At 40.1% G+C, this 23,425-nt stretch carries 21 protein-coding genes and 1 riboswitch; of the genes, 20 read left to right on the top strand and 1 reads right to left on the bottom strand.

Annotated elements, in window-relative coordinates; genetic code table 11:
* Positions 1 to 23 precede the first annotated feature (23 nt).
* The 6 genes from pepF (at position 24) to ACYP5M_RS04450 (ending at position 9,973) form a co-directional block, all read left to right on the top strand.
* Positions 24 to 1,820, top strand: coding sequence for an oligoendopeptidase F (pepF, locus tag ACYP5M_RS04475; RefSeq protein WP_452445004.1), 1,797 nt, complete (start codon positions 24 to 26; stop codon positions 1,818 to 1,820).
* 230 nt (positions 1,821 to 2,050) lie between these two features.
* Positions 2,051 to 4,297, top strand: coding sequence for an AAA domain-containing protein (locus ACYP5M_RS04470; protein WP_101225400.1), 2,247 nt, complete (start codon positions 2,051 to 2,053; stop codon positions 4,295 to 4,297).
* A gap of 287 nt (positions 4,298 to 4,584) precedes the next feature.
* Complete coding sequence (locus ACYP5M_RS04465; RefSeq protein WP_434167016.1) at positions 4,585 to 5,583, top strand: LLM class flavin-dependent oxidoreductase; 999 nt, start codon at positions 4,585 to 4,587, stop codon at positions 5,581 to 5,583.
* Between the two features lie 93 nt (positions 5,584 to 5,676).
* Positions 5,677 to 6,699 carry an LLM class flavin-dependent oxidoreductase gene (locus ACYP5M_RS04460; RefSeq protein WP_230175897.1) on the top strand — a complete coding sequence of 341 codons (1,023 nt, stop codon included), beginning with the start codon at positions 5,677 to 5,679 and terminating at the stop codon, positions 6,697 to 6,699.
* Between the two features lie 92 nt (positions 6,700 to 6,791).
* A complete protein-coding gene (pabB, locus tag ACYP5M_RS04455) occupies positions 6,792 to 8,540 on the top strand; it encodes an aminodeoxychorismate synthase component I (protein WP_459734706.1) in 1,749 nt (582 codons plus the stop codon).
* A gap of 101 nt (positions 8,541 to 8,641) precedes the next feature.
* Complete coding sequence (locus ACYP5M_RS04450) at positions 8,642 to 9,973, top strand: D-serine ammonia-lyase (RefSeq protein ID WP_459734899.1); 1,332 nt, start codon at positions 8,642 to 8,644, stop codon at positions 9,971 to 9,973.
* A 487-nt stretch (positions 9,974 to 10,460) separates the two neighbouring features.
* Here the strand turns inward: ACYP5M_RS04450 and pdxR are convergent, their stop codons facing one another.
* Positions 10,461 to 11,855: a MocR-like pyridoxine biosynthesis transcription factor PdxR gene (gene pdxR, locus ACYP5M_RS04445; protein ID WP_434167014.1), complete on the bottom strand. Its 1,395-nt coding sequence runs from the start codon at positions 11,853 to 11,855 to the stop codon at positions 10,461 to 10,463.
* Positions 11,856 to 11,990: 135 nt separating this feature from the next.
* Here pdxR and pdxS point away from each other — a divergent pair, with 135 nt between their 5' ends.
* From pdxS to ACYP5M_RS04375, 14 genes are all read left to right on the top strand, one after another.
* Positions 11,991 to 12,878 (top strand): pyridoxal 5'-phosphate synthase lyase subunit PdxS, encoded by an 888-nt coding sequence (gene pdxS / locus ACYP5M_RS04440; protein WP_101225395.1) that lies wholly within the window; start codon positions 11,991 to 11,993, stop codon positions 12,876 to 12,878.
* Between the two features lies 1 nt (position 12,879).
* Positions 12,880 to 13,479, top strand: coding sequence for a pyridoxal 5'-phosphate synthase glutaminase subunit PdxT (pdxT, locus tag ACYP5M_RS04435; protein ID WP_260357991.1), 600 nt, complete (start codon positions 12,880 to 12,882; stop codon positions 13,477 to 13,479).
* 153 nt (positions 13,480 to 13,632) lie between these two features.
* Positions 13,633 to 14,379 (top strand): SDR family NAD(P)-dependent oxidoreductase, encoded by a 747-nt coding sequence (locus ACYP5M_RS04430; RefSeq protein WP_434167013.1) that lies wholly within the window; start codon positions 13,633 to 13,635, stop codon positions 14,377 to 14,379.
* A 174-nt stretch (positions 14,380 to 14,553) separates the two neighbouring features.
* Positions 14,554 to 15,141, top strand: a complete 588-nt coding sequence (locus ACYP5M_RS04425) for a TetR/AcrR family transcriptional regulator (RefSeq protein WP_101225392.1) — start codon at positions 14,554 to 14,556, stop codon at positions 15,139 to 15,141.
* 190 nt (positions 15,142 to 15,331) lie between these two features.
* Positions 15,332 to 15,865 (top strand): NADPH-dependent FMN reductase, encoded by a 534-nt coding sequence (gene ssuE / locus ACYP5M_RS04420; RefSeq protein ID WP_434167012.1) that lies wholly within the window; start codon positions 15,332 to 15,334, stop codon positions 15,863 to 15,865.
* 281 nt (positions 15,866 to 16,146) lie between these two features.
* Positions 16,147 to 16,255: riboswitch (SAM riboswitch) on the top strand.
* Between the two features lie 170 nt (positions 16,256 to 16,425).
* Entirely contained in the window at positions 16,426 to 16,569 is a 144-nt protein-coding gene (locus ACYP5M_RS04415; protein WP_072273036.1) for a YezD family protein, read from the top strand.
* Positions 16,570 to 16,750: 181 nt separating this feature from the next.
* Positions 16,751 to 17,455, top strand: coding sequence for a phosphoadenylyl-sulfate reductase (locus tag ACYP5M_RS04410; protein ID WP_434169672.1), 705 nt, complete (start codon positions 16,751 to 16,753; stop codon positions 17,453 to 17,455).
* Between the two features lie 29 nt (positions 17,456 to 17,484).
* On the top strand, positions 17,485 to 18,633 hold the full coding sequence (gene sat / locus ACYP5M_RS04405) for a sulfate adenylyltransferase (RefSeq protein WP_101225389.1): 1,149 nt from the start codon (positions 17,485 to 17,487) through the stop codon (positions 18,631 to 18,633).
* Positions 18,634 to 18,675: 42 nt separating this feature from the next.
* Positions 18,676 to 19,275 carry an adenylyl-sulfate kinase gene (gene cysC, locus ACYP5M_RS04400; RefSeq protein WP_230175904.1) on the top strand — a complete coding sequence of 200 codons (600 nt, stop codon included), beginning with the start codon at positions 18,676 to 18,678 and terminating at the stop codon, positions 19,273 to 19,275.
* A gap of 16 nt (positions 19,276 to 19,291) precedes the next feature.
* On the top strand, positions 19,292 to 20,917 hold the full coding sequence (locus tag ACYP5M_RS04395) for a nitrite/sulfite reductase (RefSeq protein ID WP_459734705.1): 1,626 nt from the start codon (positions 19,292 to 19,294) through the stop codon (positions 20,915 to 20,917).
* Between the two features lie 20 nt (positions 20,918 to 20,937).
* The gene (locus ACYP5M_RS04390) at positions 20,938 to 21,153 is read left to right on the top strand and encodes a DUF3906 family protein (RefSeq protein WP_101225386.1); all 216 of its coding nucleotides are present in this window, start codon (positions 20,938 to 20,940) and stop codon (positions 21,151 to 21,153) included.
* Positions 21,154 to 21,172: 19 nt separating this feature from the next.
* Positions 21,173 to 21,949 carry a uroporphyrinogen-III C-methyltransferase gene (gene cobA / locus ACYP5M_RS04385; protein ID WP_402937146.1) on the top strand — a complete coding sequence of 259 codons (777 nt, stop codon included), beginning with the start codon at positions 21,173 to 21,175 and terminating at the stop codon, positions 21,947 to 21,949.
* Positions 21,949 to 22,710 carry a sirohydrochlorin chelatase gene (locus tag ACYP5M_RS04380; RefSeq protein ID WP_434167010.1) on the top strand — a complete coding sequence of 254 codons (762 nt, stop codon included), beginning with the start codon at positions 21,949 to 21,951 and terminating at the stop codon, positions 22,708 to 22,710. The genes cobA and ACYP5M_RS04380 overlap by 1 nt, the downstream gene beginning before the upstream one ends.
* Entirely contained in the window at positions 22,691 to 23,305 is a 615-nt protein-coding gene (locus ACYP5M_RS04375; protein WP_434167009.1) for an NAD(P)-binding protein, read from the top strand. Before ACYP5M_RS04380 ends, ACYP5M_RS04375 begins: the two co-directional genes overlap by 20 nt.
* The last annotated feature ends 120 nt before the right edge of the window (positions 23,306 to 23,425 follow it).

Raw genomic sequence — 23,425 nt, 5'->3', positions numbered from 1 at the left:
GGATGAAAGGAAGTGCAGATAATATGCAAACGTTTAAATCACGTGACGAAATAAAAATAGAAGAAACATGGAACTTAGAGGATATTTACGATGATCAAACTATCTGGGAAAAAGATTATCAAGAAGTCCTGAAGATGGCAGAAAAATTAAAAACTTATGATGGTCGGATTCAGTCAGCTCAAGATTTGTTCGATTATTTACGATTAAGTGAGGAACTTGGGTACATTTATAACAAGCTATATGTATTTGCCATGCTGCAAGCTGATTTGGATACTCGGGTAACCTCATCACAAGCATTATTGGATCGGGCTGGTAAGTTAGGGCAGAAAATCAGTAATGCTTCTGCATTTTTCATGCCGTTTCTTTTGAGCCTGGAAGAACACACATTAAAAGGGTACATAAATGAAATCGAGGGTTTGAAATATTTTGAGGAGGATTTACTTGATTCCTTCCGCTATAAAGCCCATGTGTTAACGAAAGAACAAGAAGAGGTACTTTCCCAAATAGGCGAAGCCTTTTCAGCACCTCAAAAAACGTTCGGGATGATAAACAATGCTGATATAAAATTTGGGGAAGTTACAAATGAAGACGGCGAGAGGGTAGAGCTGACAAGGGGAATGTATTCCAAATTGATTGAAGACGATGATCGCGATAAAAGAAAAGAGGCTTATTTCGCCTATTATCAGCCATATGTACAATTGAAGAATACAATCGCTTCCACACTTTCCACTGCAATCAAGAATAATGTGAATCTTTCAAAACTAAGAAATTATCCATCAGCCTTGGAAAAATCTCTATTTGGAGATCAAGTTCCAAAAGAGGTTTATGATAATTTGATTATGTCTACTAAACAAAATATCGGGCCCATGCATAAATATATTCATTTAAGAAAAAAATTGCTTGGTGTAGAGGAATTGCGTGCCTATGATTTAAGTGTGCCATTAGTCGAAGGCGCTAAAGAGGAGATTTCTTACGATGATGGTTTTTCTTTGATGGTTGAAGCACTGAAACCTCTTGGCGAAGAATATATCACAATCCTGAAAACCTTTAAGGAAAAAAGATATATCGACGTAAGGGAAACACCTGGAAAACGGTCAGGTGCTTACAATTTAGGACTTTATGGTGTTCATCCTTTCATTTTATTAAATCACCGTGATGATTTAGACAGTGTGTTTACACTTGCACATGAATCTGGACATGGAATGCATTCATACTATAGTTCAAAATATCAACCGCAAATAAGTGCTGGGTATTCCATTTTTGTCGCTGAAGTTGCTTCCACTGTGAATGAAATCCTTTTGATTCGCCATTTGATTAAGACTACAAAAGACGTGCAGAAGAAAAAACACTTACTTAACCATTTCATAGATAGTTTTAAAGGAACATTCTTCACACAGGTAATGTTTGCGGAGTTCGAAAAGGTCGTACATGAAAAAGCTGAAAATGATGAACCTCTAAATGCCGAGGTTTTTAATACAGCCTATGAATCAATATTTCGTGCTTATAATGGAGATGAAATAATTTTCGATGAAGAAGTGAAGTATGGCTGGTCACGTATCCCACACTTTTATCGTCCATTTTATGTCTACAAATATGCTACTGGTTACGTTTCAGCCATCACCATCGCTGATAAAATCCTCTCAGGGGACCAAAAAACACTTGAAAGTTATTTGACCTTCTTGAAAAGCGGGAGTTCCGATTTCCCATTGGAGCTGCTTAAGAAAACAGGCGTAGATTTAACTAAACCTGATCCAATCGAAAACGCAATGAAGATTTTCAGCAATCTTGTCGACCAATTCACTGAGTTGACAGAAGGCTAATCTAAACCATTTCTTCCAAAAGAGCCCATGGTATGATTTTATGAAAAATGCTATAGTTAAAACATTGGCGTAGGAGAGGCCCAATCTATTGATTGGGCCTTATTTTATATGCTTAAGAAACAGGTATCGCGCAAAAAGTCTTGGTAACAGCGTTATTTTCTACTTCGGAGCCTAGCCAATGGGCCAGTTTCTTTGTACTTCAATGGCATATTTTGTGAGGAAAGTGAAAAATGAATTCGACAGTTAATTATATAAAAGAATGGCAGCAGGCGCTTCAACTTGAAATCCTGCATTTGAAAAAATATGGCAGCACAAAATACCTGATTTCGAACGGCCATCTGCTTACAGGTGGCGATTCTTTCAACTATTATTTCGAAACAGGTTCATCGATAAAAATCCCTGTCGGTTCCCTCGTTCGACTGGAATGGGGAGGGATTAAGCAAGAGGGGAGAATCCTCTCATCGGAAGGGAAAAGTATAATCATTGTTTTTGATCGTTCGCTAGGCGATATGATCGATGAAGCCTTTTTATACCACGACCCTTGGGAATTGCTTGAGCAATTGATCATCCGCCTGGATGAAATCAAGAGAAGCAAAAGGAAAAGGCTTAGGATCAAGCGCCTGATGGATCCGTCCATGCCGCAAAAACATCCTTTAATTGAAAAACAAAGCAGCGTAAAAGAATTATATGCCCGCTCGAAATTCAACCCTGTCACTTTTGTTTGGGGACCCCCTGGAACAGGAAAAACCTATACATTGGCTCGTACAGTAGCCAATCATTATTTACAGGATAAAAAAGTTCTGGTTTTGTCCCATAGCAACCAGGCTGTCGATGTTTTGATGGCTGAAATTTCGTCATTCATTAAAAAGAAAGATCGTTTCAAAGAAGGCGATGTGCTTCGCTATGGATCTCAAATCGGTGAATCACTAGCCATCCATGATGATATTGTTACAGGGCAATTATTAGGTAAACATGAACCGACATTAGTTAAAGAAAAAGAAGAGCTTGGCGAAGAGAAACGTCTGTTAAAGCATGACTTGGCAGGGTCCTTCAGTAAAAGGGATACAGATCAATTAATTGAGATAGAGAAAAAGCTGGCCAAAGTCTTGGAGAAAATCCGCCAAAAAGAGATTCAATTCGTAAAAGAAGCAAAAGTCATCGGAACGACCTTGGCTAAAGCCGCAAATGATGAAACGGTTTATCAAAAGGAGTATGATCTGGTCATTTTGGACGAAGCGAGTATGGCATACGTACCTCAGGTGGCTTTTGCTGCAGCGTTAGCCAAGCATATTATCGTTTGTGGTGATTTCAAACAATTGCCACCTATTGCTTCGGCTCGTGATTCCCTAGTGAAACTTTGGCTGAAGGAAGACATTTTTCATCGCGCTGGTGTCGCCCAGTCTGTTGAAGAAGGAGAACTTCATCCCCATTTATTCCTATTAAAGGAACAGCGCCGCATGCATCCGGATATTTCAGCATTCACTAATCGTGTCGTCTATAACAATTTTGTTGGCGATCATAAAAGTGTTGCGACCAGCAGGGAGGGAATAATGCTGGCGGAACCATTTGCCAATAAGGCAGCGGCACTGCTCGATACTAGCTTAGCAGGGGAATATTGCATCACTGAACGGACATCCCACTCGAGAATGAATATATGGCAATTGCTTTTATCTTTTCAACTGATTCATGAAGCTTATGTGGGCGGGGCAAGGTCAATCGGTTATGTCGCCCCATATCGTGCCCAGGCAGATTTGATGGAAAAACTATTGGATGACTTATATGACAAAGAACGGCAAACGGCGGATATCATCGCTGCAACTGTACACCGTTTCCAGGGAAGTGAACGGGAGATGATGATTTTTGACACAGTTGATAGTTATCCGCAAAACAGGGCTGGAATGTTATTGACAGGGAGAGAAAGTGAAAGGCTCATTAACGTGGCCATAACAAGGACTAAGGGTAAGTTCGTACATGTATGTGACACTTCATTTGTTAACAAACACGTTTATCGCAGCAAAACACTTCGTCAGCTTGTCGATCATCAAATTCAAAATGATCAGATTGTATCAAAGAAAGACATTGGAAAATGGGTAAAACATCAGCATCCGAAATTACAATGGATGCATGCCCGTAAATTGGGGGACTTTCAGGAAGATATTGAATCAACAAAACTAGAGATGGTTTTTGCTGTTCCGGATTTGAACAGTTTGTCAGAAGAATGGCAGCAATATTTAATGAAACGAAACCCTGCAGTGAAATTGACGATCATTTCAGCAAAAAGAAACCCTGATATCCACTCTGATCAATTTATTTGTTCACCTGTTTCCTTTTCGTTTATCATCTTGGATAAACGAGTTGTCTGGCTAGGGCTGCCCGTAGAGTCCAATAATCGGGTCCAGCCTCCATATATAGCGGCTCGTTTGGATTCAAAAATCATGGCAGATGAATTACTATCTCAATTCAAAAAAAGTGAATAGCTCGGGAAAGGCCCTTAATAAGGGCTTTTCTTCATTTACATATATATACTTAAAAATACCTCGATAGAATAAAGTGATAAGTCCTTGATCTACCTGCCGTCAATAATATATTAAAGCAAACACCTCGTTAGAATATATAATAGCTCCATACTCCCCAATTTGAATTCAACTCCTTATATTTTTTGCTAAAGGCTGCAAACTAAAATAACAAAGCAAGCATTTCAGGGGACTTTCGAATAGTTATGATTTACCATTAAGCTACGAAAGACAAGAAAGGAGGTAATAAAATGAAACTTAGCATTTTGGATCAATCACCAATTGCATCAGGACAATCAGCACAAGAAGCCTTGCAAGCTTCACTGCAACTCGCACAAGAAGGAGATAGACTTGGTTATAGCAGAATCTGGTTAACTGAACATCATGATCTCCCGGGATTGGCATGTTCCGTTCCAGAGGTTTTGATAAGCTATATTGGTGCACAAACAAAAAATATCCGGATTGGTTCAGGGGCGGTGCTGCTTCCACATTATAAGCCATACCGTATAGCAGAGAATTATAATATGCTAGCTACTCTTTTTCCTGGCCGGATTGATATGGGAATCGGTCGTGCTCCTGGTGGATCTGCCGAAGCAACGATGGCATTATCCGATAATTTTCTGCAGAATGTTTACAAAATGCCTGAACTAGTTCAAGAACTGTTGAATTTTCTAAAAGATGAATTTCCGAATGAACATCCATTTTCAAATGTCTCTGCTGCTCCTATCCCAAAGGTGCCGCCTGAACCATGGATTTTGGGAACAAGCGGGAAAAGTGCAAAACTTGCGGCTGAGAATGGAACTGCATACGCATTTGGTGAATTCATGAGTGAAAATGATGGAGTTCAAAGCTTTCATCAGTACCGTGAACACTTTCAAACAAAAGGGTTTGTTAAAGAACCTAAAACTATTGTTACAGTTTCGGCCATTTGCGCAGAAACGGAGGAACATGCGAAAGAAATCGCCCTTAGCAACATACTATGGAAAATTCAAAGTGGACATGGTGAAAGAAAGCAGGTTCCAAGCATAGAAGAGGTAAGGAACCATGATTGGACTGAAAAAGAAAAAGCACTGATGGAAACCATGCATGAAAAACTGATTTTTGGTACCCCTTCACAAGTAAGGTATCGTCTTTTGGAGATTCAGGAGAAATATCAAGCAGATGAAATCATGCTGATAACCATCACTCATAAGTTGGAGGATAGGCTTAATTCGTTTCGTTTGATTGCCAAGGAAATTCTTAACAGTTAACTCCTTCGAGCATTTTGTGTGCATTTTGTGTGCATTTTCTATATGATGGCTTTGCGTCCAATTTATCATAATTGAAAGAAAGAAGATGAAGATATGAATGCTGATCAACATGCAAAAAAACTTAGCGACATTTCTTTTTCCGTTCTGGACCTAGCTTCTATTGTTGAAGGTGGTACAGTTTCGGGAGCTTTTAAAAATACAGTAGAATTAGCCAAGCATGTGGAGCAATGGAATTATAATCGTTTCTGGGTTGCAGAACACCATAGCATGCCAGGAATCGCAAGCTCTGCAACGTCAGTGCTTATAGGCTATGTGGCAGGAAAGACGGAAAGAATTCGTGTCGGTTCTGGAGGCATTATGCTGCCGAATCATGCACCGCTCGTTATCGCAGAACAATTTGGTACATTGGAAGCTATGTATCCTGGTAGAATAGATTTAGGACTGGGCCGTGCACCGGGAAGCGACCAATATACAGCCATGGCACTCAGGGGTGATGTACGTAATAACGGTCAGGATTTTCCTGAACAATTGGCGCAGCTCCGTAGTTATTTGGATGCGGATTCCAAACATAACCGTGTTCGCGCCATCCCTGGCGAAGGACAGGATATTCCGATTTGGCTACTTGGTTCAAGCGGCTTCAGTGCAGCATTATCAGCACAGCTGGGATTGCCATTTTCATTTGCAAGCCATTTTTCCCCTGAAAATACTCAACCGGCTTTAGCCCGTTACCGCAATAATTTCCAGCCATCCGACGTTCTTGATAAACCTTATGTCATGGTTGGTGTCAATGTATTTGCAGCTGATACTACAGAAGAAGCGCAAAGGATTGCTACTTCTTATCAACAGCAGTTCTTGAATTTAATACGTAACACGCCCGGTCAACTTGCTCCTCCAGTTGATACAATGGAAGGCCTTTGGACAGAATATGAAAAGGCCATTGTCATGAAGCAGCTGAACGCTTCCATCATAGGAAATCCAAAAGAGGTAAAAGAGCAGTTGCAGGCATTTTTAAATGAAACACAGGCGGACGAAATGATTATAAACTCTGCCATTTATGATCAGGATGCACGCCTTCGTTCTTATGAAATCATTGCAGAAGTTACTGGAATGAAATAAGTGTCAAAGAATGAGCTTGCAGATTCCGTGTCTGCAAGCTTTTTTATAAAATACATACCGATTTACTTCATAAACAAAGTCAGGAGAGAGTAATGAAACGAGAAGATCCTTTATCCTTAATATTTCACTTCACAGATAAACAAGGTGACAGCAGGCCTCTATATTTTATGAACCCGAAAAAAGTGTTCATCGCCCATACAATTGAGGATGTCATTCCCCAATTCCAAAAAGTCCAGGAAGCGATAGAACAGGGGCATTATGCAGCGGGATACGTTTCCTATGAAGCGGCACCTGCTTTTGAAAAATCTTTTAAAGTAAAAGATGGAGCCAAAATGCCATTATTATGGTTCGGGATTTTCGATAAACCTGAAGAAGAATTACCTGAAAAAATGACAGGGGCTTTTAATTTAGCTGAATGGCAATCAGAAACGGACTCACATAACTATCATTCCGGGTTTCAAAGGATAAAATCGGAAATCGAGAAAGGCAATACATATCAAGTCAATTACACGATGCGTTTACAATCCAGGTTCGAAGGAGATGACTTCGCTTTCTTTGATCGCTTGAAGAGAGCTCAACGCTCGAACTATAGTGCATATTTGAATGTGGGGACACATCGAATCCTATCGGCTTCACCCGAATTGTTTTTCCGTTGGGAAGATGGTCAGCTGATTACTCGGCCAATGAAGGGAACGGTAAAGCGGGGAACGACACTGAAAATGGATCAGCTTAATGCAGACTGGTTAGCAGCCTCGGAAAAGAATCAAGCTGAAAACTACATGATTGTTGACCTGCTCAGAAATGATTTGGGAATGATTGCAGAACCAGGAAGCGTCAAGGTTCCACAGCTAAAGGCAATTGAAAAATATCCGACTGTTTGGCAAATGACATCCACGATTACGGCCGATACGAATCCAGGAACAACAATCATCGATATATTCAAGGCCCTTTTCCCTTGTGGATCGATAACAGGGGCACCTAAAATTAAAACGATGGAAATCATCGCTGATATCGAGAATTCACCACGTGATGTTTATTGCGGTGCAATCGGGTTCATCACACCTGAATCCGAAGCAATCTTTAATGTGCCGATTCGTACGGTCGTGATCGATAACGAAACTGGAAAAGCCGAGTATGGGGTAGGCGGGGGAATCACTTGGGATTCCGAGCTATCGGAAGAATATGACGAAGCGTTTTTAAAAGCCAAATTATTGACGGTGGAAAGGCCAGCTTACAAACTATTGGAATCGATGAAGCTCAGCGATGGCGAATATTATTTGTTGAGTGATCATATCGATCGGATGAAACAATCCGCTGATTACTTCGATTACCGGTTCCCTGAATTGAATCTTAGAGATCAACTCCAAAAGTATGCGGATATGAATCAAGGGACGTTACAAAAGGTGAGGGTATTACTTCATGAAAATGGTGAAATTGAAGTCTCTGGACAAGCAATCAAGCCCCTTGATTCAGAATTTATGGCCATCTTGGCTGAAACTCCAATATCAAGCGCAAATCCATTTCTATTTCATAAGACCACCAATCGTGATGTATATGAAGGCTTTCAAATGAATAATCCTGACTTCCATGATGTTTTGCTTTGGAATGAAGAAGGATTCATAACGGAATTCACGAACGGAAATGTAGTGGTGAAGATAAATGGTGACCTCTATACCCCTCCGGTGGAAGCTGGTCTGCTTGCTGGAACATTTCGTCAAGACCTGATCAGGAAGAAGGAGATCAAGGAAAAGCCCATTTCAAAAGCTGACCTTAATAACGCTGAGGAAATTTGGTTTATTAATAGTGTGCGTGGGAAATTAAAGGTGAATTTGACTTTCTAAGCTGATTATTCGTAAAAAAGTGAAAATTGTAATCTTTATTGCTGTTTGTTGAGTTATAGTAGATGATGAAAACTACATTTCCGGGAGGGACTGCTGTGGAGATGCATAAAATCGCAGGCTTATCGATCATGGATTGGAAAGCGAAGGATCCTATACTTAATAATGTGATAAAGATGAACGAAGTCTTCTGGACGAATCCAGATTACGGTAACAAGCAAGAAAACCCAATCGTCCAAGCTGAACAAGTTAAATCTGCTGAAGAAAGATTAAATAGATTTGCCGATTATATAATTAAAGCCTTTCCAGAAACCGAACCACTGGAGGGGATCATTGAATCACCACTAGTCGAGATTCCTTCCATGCAAAAAAACTTGGAAAAATCCTATGGAACTAAAATGGCTGGGAATCTTTTGCTAAAATGTGACAGTCATTTACCAATATCAGGTTCCATCAAGGCTCGCGGAGGTATTTATGAGGTCTTAAAACGTGCTGAGGAAATAGCAATGAAGCATGGTGGATTAAAACGGACTGATAATTATGGGATACTTGCAAGTGATGAATACAAAGAGCTTTTTTCAAAATATTCAATTGCAGTTGGTTCAACCGGCAATTTAGGAATGAGTATTGGAATAATAAGCGCTAAGCTGGGATTTAAAGTAACGGTCCATATGTCGGCAGATGCCAAACAGTGGAAAAAGGATAAATTAACAAGTCTTGGAGTCATTGTAAAGGAATATGATGATGATTATAGTAAAGCTGTAGAAGAAGGCCGTAATGAAGCATCACTTGATCCCGATTGCCATTTTATTGATGATGAAAATTCAATGGATCTACTGCTAGGTTATGCGACAGCTGCAACGCGCCTGAAGAAACAACTGAAAGATATGTCCATACCAGTAGACGAAGATCACCCTTTGTTTGTGTACTTGCCATGCGGAGTCGGCGGCGGGCCCGGTGGTATTACATATGGGCTCAAGCTAGCCTTTGAAGATAATGTACATTGTTTTTTTGCAGAGCCGACACATTCACCATGCATGACGCTCGGATTGATGACAGGCCTTCATGACAAAATCTCGGTGCAGGACTTTGGCATCGATAATAAGACGGAAGCGGATGGTCTTGCTGTCGGAAGGCCTTCAGCATTGGTTTCCCGTATGATGACGACCATGTTAAGCGGTAGCTATACCATAGAGGATAAAAGGTTATTTGATCTGCTCAGGGGAATGGCAGAGACGGAAGGTCATTATTTAGAGCCATCTGCCCTCGCAGGAGCATTCGGTCCGATACAACTTTTTAAAGCTGCAGAAGGAAAGAAATATCTCATGGACCAAAAACTGGTGGATAAAATGAACCAGTCCACACATATCATCTGGGCGACCGGCGGGAGCATGGTACCAAAGGATATGATGGACCAGTATTTATCTAAAAGTTAAAGATTCACTAGAGTTAATTAATCAAACTGTAGACAAACTCGAATAAAAGCGAGTTTGTCTGCAGTTTTTTTAGCCAAAGCAGTTTATTCGACCGTTCAGGTAGTTTATTCGACCTACACCGCAGTTATTCGACCGTTCACGCAATATATTCGACCGTTCACGCAATATATTCGTCCTACACCGCAGTTATTCAACCTACACAGTGCATTATTCGACCTACACGCAATATATTCGACCTTCACCACACATTATTCGACCGTCAACGCATTTTGCGGACCATATATTGAAACCGATCCCTTCCGCCAACTTCCTGCCCAGCCTCCTCGCGGCTAACCAGTCATTCGGCAAGAGTGTGTTCAATCCATTATGGTTTCATTCCAAATAAAAGTCTTGTTTAAAATCATGAAAGGAACCAGAATGAGACCTTTCCGAATCCCATTTTATCGACAAGCTTAAAGAAGCTCACGAAAGTGAGCTTCTTTTTTCTTTATAAACCCCATGAGTTCAATAAAAGGTGAATGGCTTTTTCCAATTCGGATTCAGGGATCCCTGCAAAGCCCAATATAATTTTTGGAGGATGTTCGTCAATTTTCTCGATTGAATATGTTGATAATCCATAAATTTTAATATGGTCTTCGTTTGCCTTTTGAATAAGTGTCTGTTCATCCATGCCGTTCTTAACGATGAGGACTATATGCAATCCTGACCGCTCTCCAATGATTTTTATTTGTTGATGGGGTTTAAATAGATCAATCACTTTATCCAACTTCCGACGGTACACTTTCCTCATCCGATTTAAATGCTTTTCAAAATCCCCTTCCTTCATGAACTGTGTCAACACATGCTGATCAATCCGTGAAACGGTTGAATGGTAAAAAGATAATTCCTGTTGATGCATTTGTAACAATGGAGCGGGAAGAACCATATAACTGATCCGAATTGATGGCATCAATGATTTTGAAAATGACCCTAAATAAATCACCTTATCACCAGCATCCATACTTTGTAAGGAAGGAATTGTTTTTCCACTATAACGAAATTCACTATCATAATCGTCTTCGATAATATAGCGGTTTGCTGCCCCTTGAGCCCAGTTCAACAATCGCGTCCGTCTGTTAACGGATAGGATTGTCCCATTAGGGAAGTGATGTGAGGGAGTGACATACACAACGTCGATGTTTGAATCTTCAATTGGGTTAACCTTTACGCCTTCTTCATCAATTTGCAGTGGATGTACTTCATTTGGGTAGCTGCGTAAAATCCGATGAATCAAGTGATACCCGGGATCTTCAACACCATAGATGGCATTTTTATCGAATAGAAGGACAAGCTGCTGTAATAAAATTTCCATTCCTGCACCAATGATGATCTGTTCTGGAACACATTGTACACCACGTGCATGGTACAAATAATGGGCAATTTCACATCGTAATTCATATTCCCCTTGAGAATCCCCAAGTAATAGAAGATCTTGATGTGATTCATCGATTTTGCTTTTCATGTATTTTCTCCATTTTTCAAATGGGAAATGTTCCGTGTCAATTTGGCTGGGATGAAAATGATATAGCAATTCCCCTTCTTTATGATTGATTTGTTCCACTGATACTTGGTTAGTTTGTGTATACTCTAAATCCTCGAATGTTTGAATATAGTACCCTTTTCTTGGTATGACTTCAACGTATCCTTCAGCAGTCAATTGTTCATATGCAGTCTCCACAGTATTTTGACTTATTTGAAGGAACTCTGCCAATTTCCGTTTGGAAGGCAGTTTTGTGCCGTAAAGAAGACGGCCTTCAATGATTTCTTTTTTAATATATGAATATAATTGTTCGTACAAAGGTACTTCACTTAACCGATTTAAATCGCAAGAAAGCATATTCATTTTGTTGCCACCTTTTTGATATATTTTTACTGACCCCATTAAATTTATTAAAACTGACACTTTCAATGCGGTCAACTCTTTTTTATACTAAGCCTAACAAATCTAAAAAATGCAAATATTAGGGGGAAGAAAAAAATGGAAAAATTATTAGGAACTGACACAGTAAAAAGAGGAATGGCACAAATGCAAAAGGGTGGCGTGATCATGGACGTCATTAACGCAGAACAAGCAAAAATCGCAGAAGCATCTGGTGCTGTCGCTGTCATGGCATTGGAAAGGGTTCCTTCTGACATCCGTGCGGCTGGCGGCGTAGCAAGAATGGCAGATCCGCGAATTGTCGAGGAAGTAATGAATGCAGTGTCCATCCCGGTCATGGCTAAAGCAAGGATTGGCCATATCGTTGAATCAAGGGTCCTGGAATCAATGGGAGTGGATTATATCGATGAAAGTGAAGTGCTGACTCCTGCGGATGAAGAATATCATATTCTAAAAAGTGATTTCACAGTACCTTTCGTTTGTGGCTGCCGTGATTTAGGCGAAGCTGCGCGCCGTATTGGTGAAGGAGCATCAATGCTTCGTACAAAAGGAGAACCAGGAACAGGTAATATTGTGGAAGCTGTGCGTCATATGAGAAAGGTACAGTCACAAATTCGCAAAGTGAGCATCATGAGTGATGATGAATTAATGACAGAGGCAAAAAATCTTGGAGCCCCTTATGAAATTTTAAGAGAAATCAAACGCACAGGTAAATTGCCTGTAGTTAACTTTGCAGCCGGCGGAATTGCCACTCCAGCAGATGCTGCATTGATGATGGAATTGGGAGCAGATGGCGTTTTCGTTGGGTCTGGTATTTTTAAATCTGAAACTCCAGAAAAATTCGCCTCAGCAATCGTTCAAGCGACTACATATTTCACGGATTATGAATTGATTGGCCGGTTGTCCAAAGAGTTAGGAAGTGCAATGAAAGGAATTGATATTTCCAAACTAGCTCCAGCAGAACGGATGCAGGAACGTGGATGGTAATATGATAACTATCGGTGTTTTGGGATTACAAGGAGCGGTTGAAGAACACTTGAATCAAATCAAAGCTGCCGGCGAACAAGCAGTTATAGTAAAAAAGCCGGAGCAGTTGCTGGAAATCGATGGTTTGATCATTCCGGGCGGAGAAAGCACGACGATGAGGAAGCTAATGGATCGTTATGGATTTATGGAACCGGTCAAAACTTTCTTCGAAGATAAAAAGCCAATTTTCGGTACATGTGCTGGGATGGTATTGGCGGCCAATGAATTGACTGGCGATGAGAAGGCCTATCTTGGACTAATGGACATTTCCGTGAAAAGGAACGGATTTGGACGTCAAAAGGATAGTTTCGAGGCTGAACTATCAATCAAAGGAATGGAAACTCCTTATAAGGCAGTTTTCATCCGGGCGCCATTTGCTGATGGAATTGGAGAAGGTGTAGAAGTATTGGCTGTTTATGAAGAGAATGTAGTGGCTGCGAGACAAGACCATGTCCTCGTTAGTGCGTTTCATCCAGAATTAACAGGTGATGATCGTTTTATGCAGCTTTTCATTGAAATGGTGAAGACATCCATAAGTAAGGCCGAATTGAAAACCTGTTAAAAAATGAAGCTGTCCTATTAATAGGACAGCTTTACTTTTGAAAGCTCAAAACCCTATATAAATACATATTGCTTGAATTATATATTCCTTACTTTTATAATAAAAAAAGTAAGTAAACACTCACTAAATTTTGGTGTTGAAAGGGGAATGTATATGACAGCAAGAGTTGCAGTTATTACAGGAGGAGCAAGCGGTATTGGCCGAGCCACATGCTTGAAATTAGCAGCAAAAGGGGACAAGGTCGTTGTTGCGGATTTTAATGAAGAAATGGGACAGGAAACCGTTGAACAGATAACAGCGGATGGCGGAGAGGCCATTTTTGTAAAAACGGATGTTTCTAAGCAGGAAGATGTTGAATCCTTAATCAATAAAGCAGCGGAAACATTCGGAAGGATCGATATCATGTTTAATAATGCCGGCATCGGTGCAGGCGGTATGATCCTCGATCAAGATATGGAGGGTTACTTCAAAACGATTGGAGTGAACCAACACGGAGTTGCCTTTGGAATCATGGCAGCAGGACGGAAAATGAAGGAGCTAGGTAACAAGGGGGTCATTATTAATACCGCTTCTGTGTTTGGCTACTTAGCTTCCCACGGAACCTTTGCCTATCAGGCGACTAAAGGAGCTGTAAGAATGATGACACAGACCGCCGCTTTGGAATTGGGTGCTTATGGCATACGGGTAGTGGGCATTGCGCCAGGCGGGGTTGACACTCCTATCATTCAAGGCTATAAAGATATGGGAATCATCGATAAATTGAATGCAAGTCAAATGCGCGGTAAATTAATTAAGCCAGAAGCCGTTGCAAATGCCGTCTATCTATTATCGTTAGAGGAAGCTGATGCGATCAATGGAAGTGTAGTCATGGTCGATGATGGCTATGCATCCTTTAAGTGATTTTCTGTAAAAGAAAACTTCGTCCCAATTTAGACGATGTTTTCTATTTATGATATATGGGAATATTGAATTCTAATGAATCAAAGGTAATATTGACCGATTGATACCATCGGGATATCATGGAAAATAGATTGGTGACACCGGTCTTATCATCATAAAAGAAGGTTGATATTTTTGAAAAAAGGGCAGCAAACGAAAGAACGAATCATAAATGTAGCCCGGACTCTTTTTGCCACTAAAGGTTTTGACATGACAAGAACGAATGAAATTGCCTCTGCATGCAATGTTTCCGAAGCTACTATTTACAAATACTTTGACAGCAAAAAAGATTTGCTATTAGCAACAATTACCCCTGATGAGAAAGAGGAAACTGAAGATGGGACTAGCCATCTATCCACGGATGATCTAGTGGAGAATCATGTTTGCACCATGATAAATAAAATTCTTGATAATAAAGAACAATTTTCGATACTATTCAGGGAAACACAATTCGATCAAGATATTTCGAAGCAATATGTAGATCAGATTTTCAAGCCGAATGCCAGGCATATTGAAATACAGAAGAGAATAGATAGTGGAGAGATACAATATATCTCTGATATTATCCTATTTAATGTAGGGATCATTTCTTTCACATTGGCATTATCTACACATTATGAGATCCACCAGCAGAAAAAGGAGCCATATTTTACTTCTGAACGAATTAAGAGCATTGCTCAACTTTTGGTATATGGTATTCATGGCAAACAAAAACATACATAATGAAACGGTCATATTTAAGGGCATGAGCATCAAGCCGTAAATATGACCGTTTCTTTTTTCATTCAGAGTAGATGTCCAGAGTGTAAGATTTGACTTATATTTTTCAGACTATTACGATAAATACATACTGTACGAAATGCTTTACGAAGATTTTATCTGGCAATCATGTAATATTGGAGGGGTATATTAAATGAGCGATATCGTAATTTTATCAGGAAGTCCGGCTATTCCGTCCAGAACGGACATTTCACTAAAACATATTCAATCATTAGTCGAAAACGAAGGATTTACCACAGCTTATTTCTCAATCACGGATTTCTCAGCAGATGATTTATTCAAAGGCAAATATAATAGCGAAGATATCTTAAAGCTTTCAGAGAAAATTCAAGCAGCTAGAGGTGTCATTATTGGTTCACCGGTTTATAAGGCTTCTTATACAGGTGTATTGAAGGCCTTGATTGATTTGCTGCCAGAAGGTGCTTTTAAGGGTAAGCCAGTACTGCCAATCATGATTGGCGGAAGTAACAGGCATCTATTGGCGATTGACTATGCACTTAAACCATTAATTTCAATATTAAAAGGCGAGCCGCTGCAGGGCATTTATTTTGTTGATAAGGAAATAGATAAACAGAATTCAGAAAAACCGATAAATGATTTGAATTTAATTGATCGGGTCCAGAGTCAAGTTCAAGAATTTGTAGAAGCGATACAGTTAAGAAATTAATGAATTCGAGTAATCCCTTCGTTTAAAAGGACTGGAATTCGAGAAATTATTTTTTCAGATGATGACTGGCGCCAATTATAGGCTTGTTAATGAAAATAGACTCATTTTTTTGGAGGCTTTATCTAAAAAGACGAGTCTATTTTCATATTTACATGAACATAAAATCATAATCGGAATAGTGTGTATAAAAATAACAGTTCATCCATAATATTAAACCAAGTTATTTTATAAGAAAACTCCATTGACAAGGATTAAATATATGTTAATATTTAAAATAATAAAACTTATCCAGAGCGACGGAGGGAATTGGCCCTTTGAAGTCCAGCAACCTGCATGGTCGATGCAAGGTGCTACCTCCAACAAAATGTTGATCATTTTGGAAGATAAGGTAAAGATATTTACCTTGGGATCTTTCCATCATGGAAAGATTTTTGTTTTTTGGAAAGTTGTAGGCAAACCATAACAATGTAAGGTTGTTTGGAATTATATAAATCTAAGAAATTCATTTGATCAGCGGTGAAAATAAGAAATTCGCGGATTTTCTTAAAGGAGGAACAGGCTTGGATAAAGAGAATCAGCTTGAAGAAATATTTGAACGACTTCAAGAAATGCTTAATTCTATGAAATATGGGTCCATTACACTTATTGTCCAGGATGGTAAAATCATTCAAATGGAAAGAAATGAAAAATTAAGAATTAAATAAGGTATCTGCTGACTAGAAAAACTAGAGGCGGGTTTAACTGATATAAAGAGAGTATTGGTTAGATTCGTCTCTTTTTTTCTAGAGTCAAACAAACTGGAGAATATTACAACGGGTATTGATCAACAGTTACTCTAACCTGATACAGCAAGTTTTAGAGGGGGCTACTAAGTTGGCTGCATTAATAAACTATGAAAATTTCAACACTGGGGATTTCCCTGTATTTCCCGAAGACAGTGAGACAAAAGGTGCTTTGGAAGTTCTGCAATGGGCGAATGACCATTATGGAAACGAACTGATTTATGCTTGCAGTTTTGGCATTGAAGGCATCGTGCTTACGGATTTATTGGCGAAGGTCAATCCTTCTGCCAAAATAGTTTTCCTTGATACAGATGTTCATTTTGAGGAAACTTATCAATTGATCGAGCAAGTGAAAAAGCGATATCCAAAGCTTTCGATAGAAATGAAGAAACCTGCCTTGACGCTTGAGGAACAAGCAGCGGAATTTGGGGATGAATTATGGGTTAGAGATTCAAATAAGTGCTGTAACATCCGTAAAATCATTCCGCTTACCGATGTGCTTTCAACGGCAACAGCATGGCTTTCGGGACTGCGGAGGGAGCAATCCGAGACAAGGGCTTCGACCGAGTATATCAATAAGGATAATAAGTTCAAGTCAGTTAAAATATGTCCACTCATACATTGGACATGGAAAGATGTTTGGCGCTATGCCCATAAAAACGGACTTCCATATAATATCCTGCATGATAATGGATATCCGAGCATTGGATGTAAAACATGTACAGCACCAGCCTTCAATGCAGATGATTTACGCTCTGGCCGTTGGCAAGGAGCTCAAAAAACGGAATGCGGATTGCATTTATCTTAAATAAATAGAAACCATAGGGGGAAATTAGCATGACAATCAGTTTACCGCACGGAGGAACACTAATCGATCTTTGGGAACCAAATTATGATATTAGTAAAATAACAAAGTCGATCGAAATCGATGAAATTGCTTTAAGTGATCTTGAATTGATAGGCACTGGTGCCTACAGTCCAATTAAAGGATTCTTTACAAAAAGTGACTATGAGACAGTAGTCAAGGATATGAGGCTTAGCAGCGGTCATGTATGGAGCATCCCGATTACGCTGCCTTTGACCGAAGAAACTGCCGAAACCCTTACTATAGGTGAAGAAGTAACGTTGACTCATGAAGGTGAAACATACGGGGTTCTCTCCGTTTCCGATATATACACACCAGATAAGCAATTGGAAGCGACATTAGTTTATCAAACGGATGATGAGAAGCATCCAGGAGTGAAAAATTTATATAACCGCGGTGATGTATATGCCGGCGGGGAAATAAAGTTGATCAAGAGAATAGAGCGTCCGCAGTTTCAAGCTAATTATTTGGACCCGGTCGAGACAAGGAAAGCTTTTGCTGAAAAGGGCTGGGAAACGGTTGTCGGCTTCCAAACGAGGAACCCTGTTCACCGTGCACATGAATACATTCAAAAGACAGCATTGGAGATTGTCGACGGCTTATTCTTAAATCCTCTCGTAGGTGCCACTAAATCAGATGACATTCCGGCAGATGTAAGAATGGAAAGCTATAAAGTGCTGCTTGAAAAATATTATCCTAAGGATCGCGTCTCCCTTGCAGTTTTCCCTGCTGCCATGCGTTATGCAGGACCTAGAGAAGCCATTTTCCATGCCATGGTCCGTAAAAATTATGGTTGCACCCATTTTATCGTCGGACGAGATCATGCGGGTGTGGGCGATTATTATGGCACATATGATGCTCAAAAAATCTTTGGGAATTTCAACGCAGATGAGTTAGGGATCACGCTATTATTCTTTGAACATAGTTTTTATTGTAAAGAATGTGGCAATATGGCTTCCGCTAAAACTTGTCCTCATGGCAAGGAAGACCATGTCATCCTGTCTGGAACGAAAGTAAGGGAAATGCTGCGTAACGGAGAAATTCCTCCAGCTACCTTTAGCCGTAAAGAAGTCATCGAGGTATTGATCGAAGGTCTAAAAAAGAATGAAGTTTATAACTGATCGGACATAAATTGAAGGACCACATGAAGAGGGGGATTATTAATGAGTAAAAGTACGAATGTCACTTGGCATGAAACGTCATTGACCAAGGAGCTCCGCCGGAAGCAAAACGGCCATGAAAGCACAGTTCTTTGGTTCACTGGTCTCTCGGGCTCCGGAAAATCAACGATTGCGAACGCGGTCGCTAAAGAGTTATATAATCGGAATATTCGAAGTTATGTTTTGGATGGTGATAATATCCGCCACGGATTAAATAAAGATTTAGGTTTTTCTGAAGAAGATCGAACCGAGAATATTAGACGAATCGGTGAGGTTTCCAAGTTATTCGTGGATAGTGGGCAGTTCGTATTGACCGCCTTCATATCACCTTTCAGGGCAGATCGGCAGATTGTACGTGATTTACTCGATGAAGGGGAGTTTATTGAAGTATACATAAAGTGTCCGATCGAAGAGTGCGAAGTGCGTGATCCAAAAGGTCTTTATGACAAGGCGCGTAAAGGAATCATTAAAGATTTTACCGGAATCGACTCTCCATACGAAGAACCTGAACAACCGGAAATCACTTTAGAATCCGACCAATACAGCATTGAAGAGTGCGTTGAACAGGTAATCGGCTATTTGACAGCAAAGAAAGCGATCTAATCAAGGAGGAAATGTAATGGTTTACGAGAAATTTTGGTCGGAAAATCCACTAATCGCTAAAAATAAAACGGAAATCTGGAAATTGGAAAAAGATGGATTGAAGATATTCGATGATATTCCACATTACGCTGTAAATGGTTTTGATTCCATCCCTAAAGAGAATTGGGATATGTTCAAGTGGGCAGGTCTATACCTGCAACGGCCAAAAGAAGCAGGTTACTGGATGATGCGTGTCGTTATTCCCGGAGGTATCCTGACTTATGATCAACAGATAACTCTTGCTAACATCGCTAAAGATTATGGGAGGGGTGTATATGACATTACAACCCGTCAAGCCGTTCAATTCCACTGGCTGACCATCGAACAAGTCCCGGATATATTAAACCGTTTGGAAAAGGTCGGAATGACTACGGCCGGTGCATGTGGTGATATCACACGTAATATCATCGGTAATGCATTGGCAGGCATCGATCCTGACGAACTTTTTGATACACGCGAGGTACTTTATGATGTATTTGAGTATTTCCGCCTTAACGAAGACTATTCAAACCTTCCGAGGAAATATAAAATGTCCATAAGTGCTAATATCCATAATGCCTCAAATGCTGAAATCAACTGTGTTTCATTCAATCCGGCTACTAAAGTAATTGATGGAGTAACGGAAGTTGGTTTTCACGTAAAAGTAGGCGGTGGGCTATCCTCCGTTCCGATGCTGGCAGAAGAACTTGACTTATTCATTTTACCTGAAAAAACAGTCGAAGTAGCGGCCGCCATCACGACGATATTCCGTGACTTTGGGTACCGTGAAAAACGTCATCGCTCGCGTTTGAAATTCCTTGTAGCTGATTGGGGTCCTGAACAATTCAAGGAAAAATTGCTGGAGTACACCGGTCCGCTTCCTGAAAAGGGTGATAGTGCGGTGAAGGAATGGAATGCAGGTTATTTCTACGGCATCCATAAACAAAAACAAGATGGTCTGAACTATGTTGGAGTCAATATACCAGTTGGTCGTCTAAATCCAGACGAAGTGATTGAGTTTGCCGAACTTGCGAAGAAATATGGAAATGGTGAAATCCGCAACTGTAATTCTCAAAATCTTATCATTCCAAATGTGCCGGATGCAAAACTTGAGGAATTAAAACAGGAATCCATCTTTGAAAGGTTTCCATACCACCCAAAAAAATTCATTGGTTATTCCGTTTCTTGTACAGGCATCGAGTATTGCAACCTGGCACTCGTTGAAACAAAAGAACGAATGAGGACCATTTCTGAATCATTGGACAAGGAAATAGATCTCGATGTTCCTGTAAGGATGCATATGGTGGGCTGTCCGAATAATTGCGGTCAAAGAGCCATCGCCGAAATTGGACTGCAAGGCATAAAAATGAAAAACCAGGACAAAAAGATGGTCGAAGCTTTTGAGATATACGTCGGGGGAACGCTGAATGAAGGCGGTAAGTTCAATGAAAAGCTTAAAGGGAAAGTGGAATCTGAACAGCTCTATCATGTTCTGAAAGAACTGATCCTATTTTTCAAACAAACAAAACTTCTATCCGAAACCTTTCTTGATTTTGTGGAAAGGGTAGGGATATCCCAGTTACAAAGTAAGCTAGATGATATATTAACGGAAGTGGCCGTTTAATAGGGGAAGGTAAGCAATCCATGAATCTATACCGTTTCGAAGTCACTATCAAGGAAAAACCAATCCATGTCATCATTGTTGCCGATTCGGATGAAAAGGCGTTTGACCTTGTTGATATCGAGCTGGAAAAACATTTTTTGAAAATGCCTGAAGTGGATGACATCTCATTATATGAAAAAAGGAAAATTAAAAATGGAGCAGGTTTCGTTTTATCGGAATTCGAAACGATTCTCTAAGGGAAGGCAGGTTGCATAAATGGGGAAAGTATATCTAGTAGGAGCCGGTCCCGGAGATCCAGATTTAATTACATTAAAAGGATTAAAATGCATTCAAGAAGCTGATGTCATTTTATATGATCGACTTGTCAATAAAGAACTTTTGAATCATGCAAAAGATGGTGTAGAGCTGATTAATTGCGGTAAACTGCCGGATTATCATTTATTGCAGCAGGATACCATCAATCGGTTCCTGGTCAAATATGCAAAAAAGGGAAAAGTGGTCACCCGTTTGAAAGGCGGAGATCCATTCGTCTTTGGGAGAGGCGGGGAGGAAGCGGAAGCCCTTGCCAAAAGTGGCGTGAGTTTTGAAATCGTTCCAGGAATTACGGCTGGAATCGCCGCTACAGCTTATGCGGGAATCCCAGTTACACACAGGGACCACGCTTCATCTTTTGCAATTGTTACCGGCCATCGGAAAAAGGATGAAGAGGATAATATCAAATGGGAATCCCTTGCAAAAGGAATCGATACATTAGCCATTTACATGGGTGTTAAAAACCTGCCCTATATTCAAGGGAAACTTTTGGAGCATGGAAAAAATCCAGAGACTCCGGTAGCCCTTATCCATTGGGGGACATTAAAAACACAAAGAACAGCTGTCAGTACGTTGGCTAATGTAGTGGAAACCGCCAATAACGAACAGATTTCCAATCCTTGCATGATAGTCGTGGGCGATGTCGTTAATTTACGGGAAAAAATCAAATGGTTTGAAGGAAAACAAACCGAAAATTTGTTGGCGAATGAGGCCTTTTAATGGAAGCCATTTTATATATTTGCCATGGAAGCCGCGTTAAAGAAGCTTCAGCCCAAGCCATTGATTTTATTAAAGTTTGTATGCAAGCACAGCCGAATTCCATTCAGGAGTATTGCTTCCTGGAATTGGAAACTCCTACGATAGAAGAGGCCTACGACCGATGCGTACAAAAAGGTGCGACGAGAATCATTGCCATTCCAGTTCTATTGCTAACGGCTGTACATGCAAAACATGATATTCCAGTCATATTGAACCAAATGAAAGAACGGTACCCTGCCGTTGAATTGAAATACGGAAGGCCGATTGGTGTCAGTGATAAAATGGTTGACATTTTAGTGGAACGGTTGGAGGAAACAAATGTAAGGGTTACGGAGGATTCCTTGGTTTTATTGGTTGGAAGGGGCAGCAGTGATCCCGACGTGAAAAGGGATTTGTCTAGACTGGCCGATTTGCTAAGGAACAGGTTTCCTAAAATCCGAGTGCAAGAATGTTATTTGACAGCTGCCACTCCAAGCTTTGGAGAAGCATTGGAATTAGCAGGGGAATCTCGATCAAACCAAGTATTTATCATTCCTTACCTATTGTTTACCGGTCTCTTAATGCAGTCGATTGAAAATAGTATAAAAAAGCTCCAAAAAAAGGGGAAGCAAAAAATCATTCTTTGCCGATATCTAGGTTATCATCCAAAGATCGAACAAGCAATATCTGAACGAATTCAAGAAGTGAGTGGGGAGGGAGCCTATGTATCCAATTACGCTTAATATTGAGAACAGAAAGTGTGTCATCATCGGCGGTGGTAAAATAGGTTACTTTAAAGCGGGCCCCTTATTGGAAGCTGGTGCCGAAGTGACCGTCGTAAGCCCCGAGATATGCACGGATTTTCAGCTGTTGGAGAAAGAAGGTAAGATTCGAGTCTTACTTAAAGAAGTGGAAGAAACTGACTATAAAGATGCGTTTTTAATCATTGTTGCAACGAATTCTACGGAAGTTAATGAACGAGTGTACGAGAATGCATCCCAAAGTCAGCTGGTGAACGTAATCAGCAATCATGAGCTGGGTAACTTTCATATACCGGCCACATTGAATAGAGGCATGCTTTCCATTAGTGTTTCTACAAATGGAGCAAGTCCAACTCTCGCTAAAAAAATTCGGAATGACCTAGGTAAAGTATATGATGAATCTTATGAAGATTATCTTGAATTCCTTTTCGAAGCAAGGATGATCATTAAAAGTGGTTCCTTTTCAAAAGAAGAAAAATCTAAGTTATTGAAAGATTCAATAGAGGATATTTATAAATATTCCCTAAAAGAAAGATATCGTTTCTTAGCTAGGCTTATGCCAGTAGAAGCTGAATAAAAAAATCATGGGCTGATCAGAAAAACTGAAGGCACCTAACCAACATGTTATTTCATTTTGGTTAGGTGCCTCTTTGTGTCTTAAAGATCAAACTGATCTATACAGGCAAACGGTGGTCGA

Source organism: Peribacillus sp. N1 (assembly GCF_054600815.1).
This window is presented reverse-complemented; position numbering and strand designations above follow the sequence as displayed.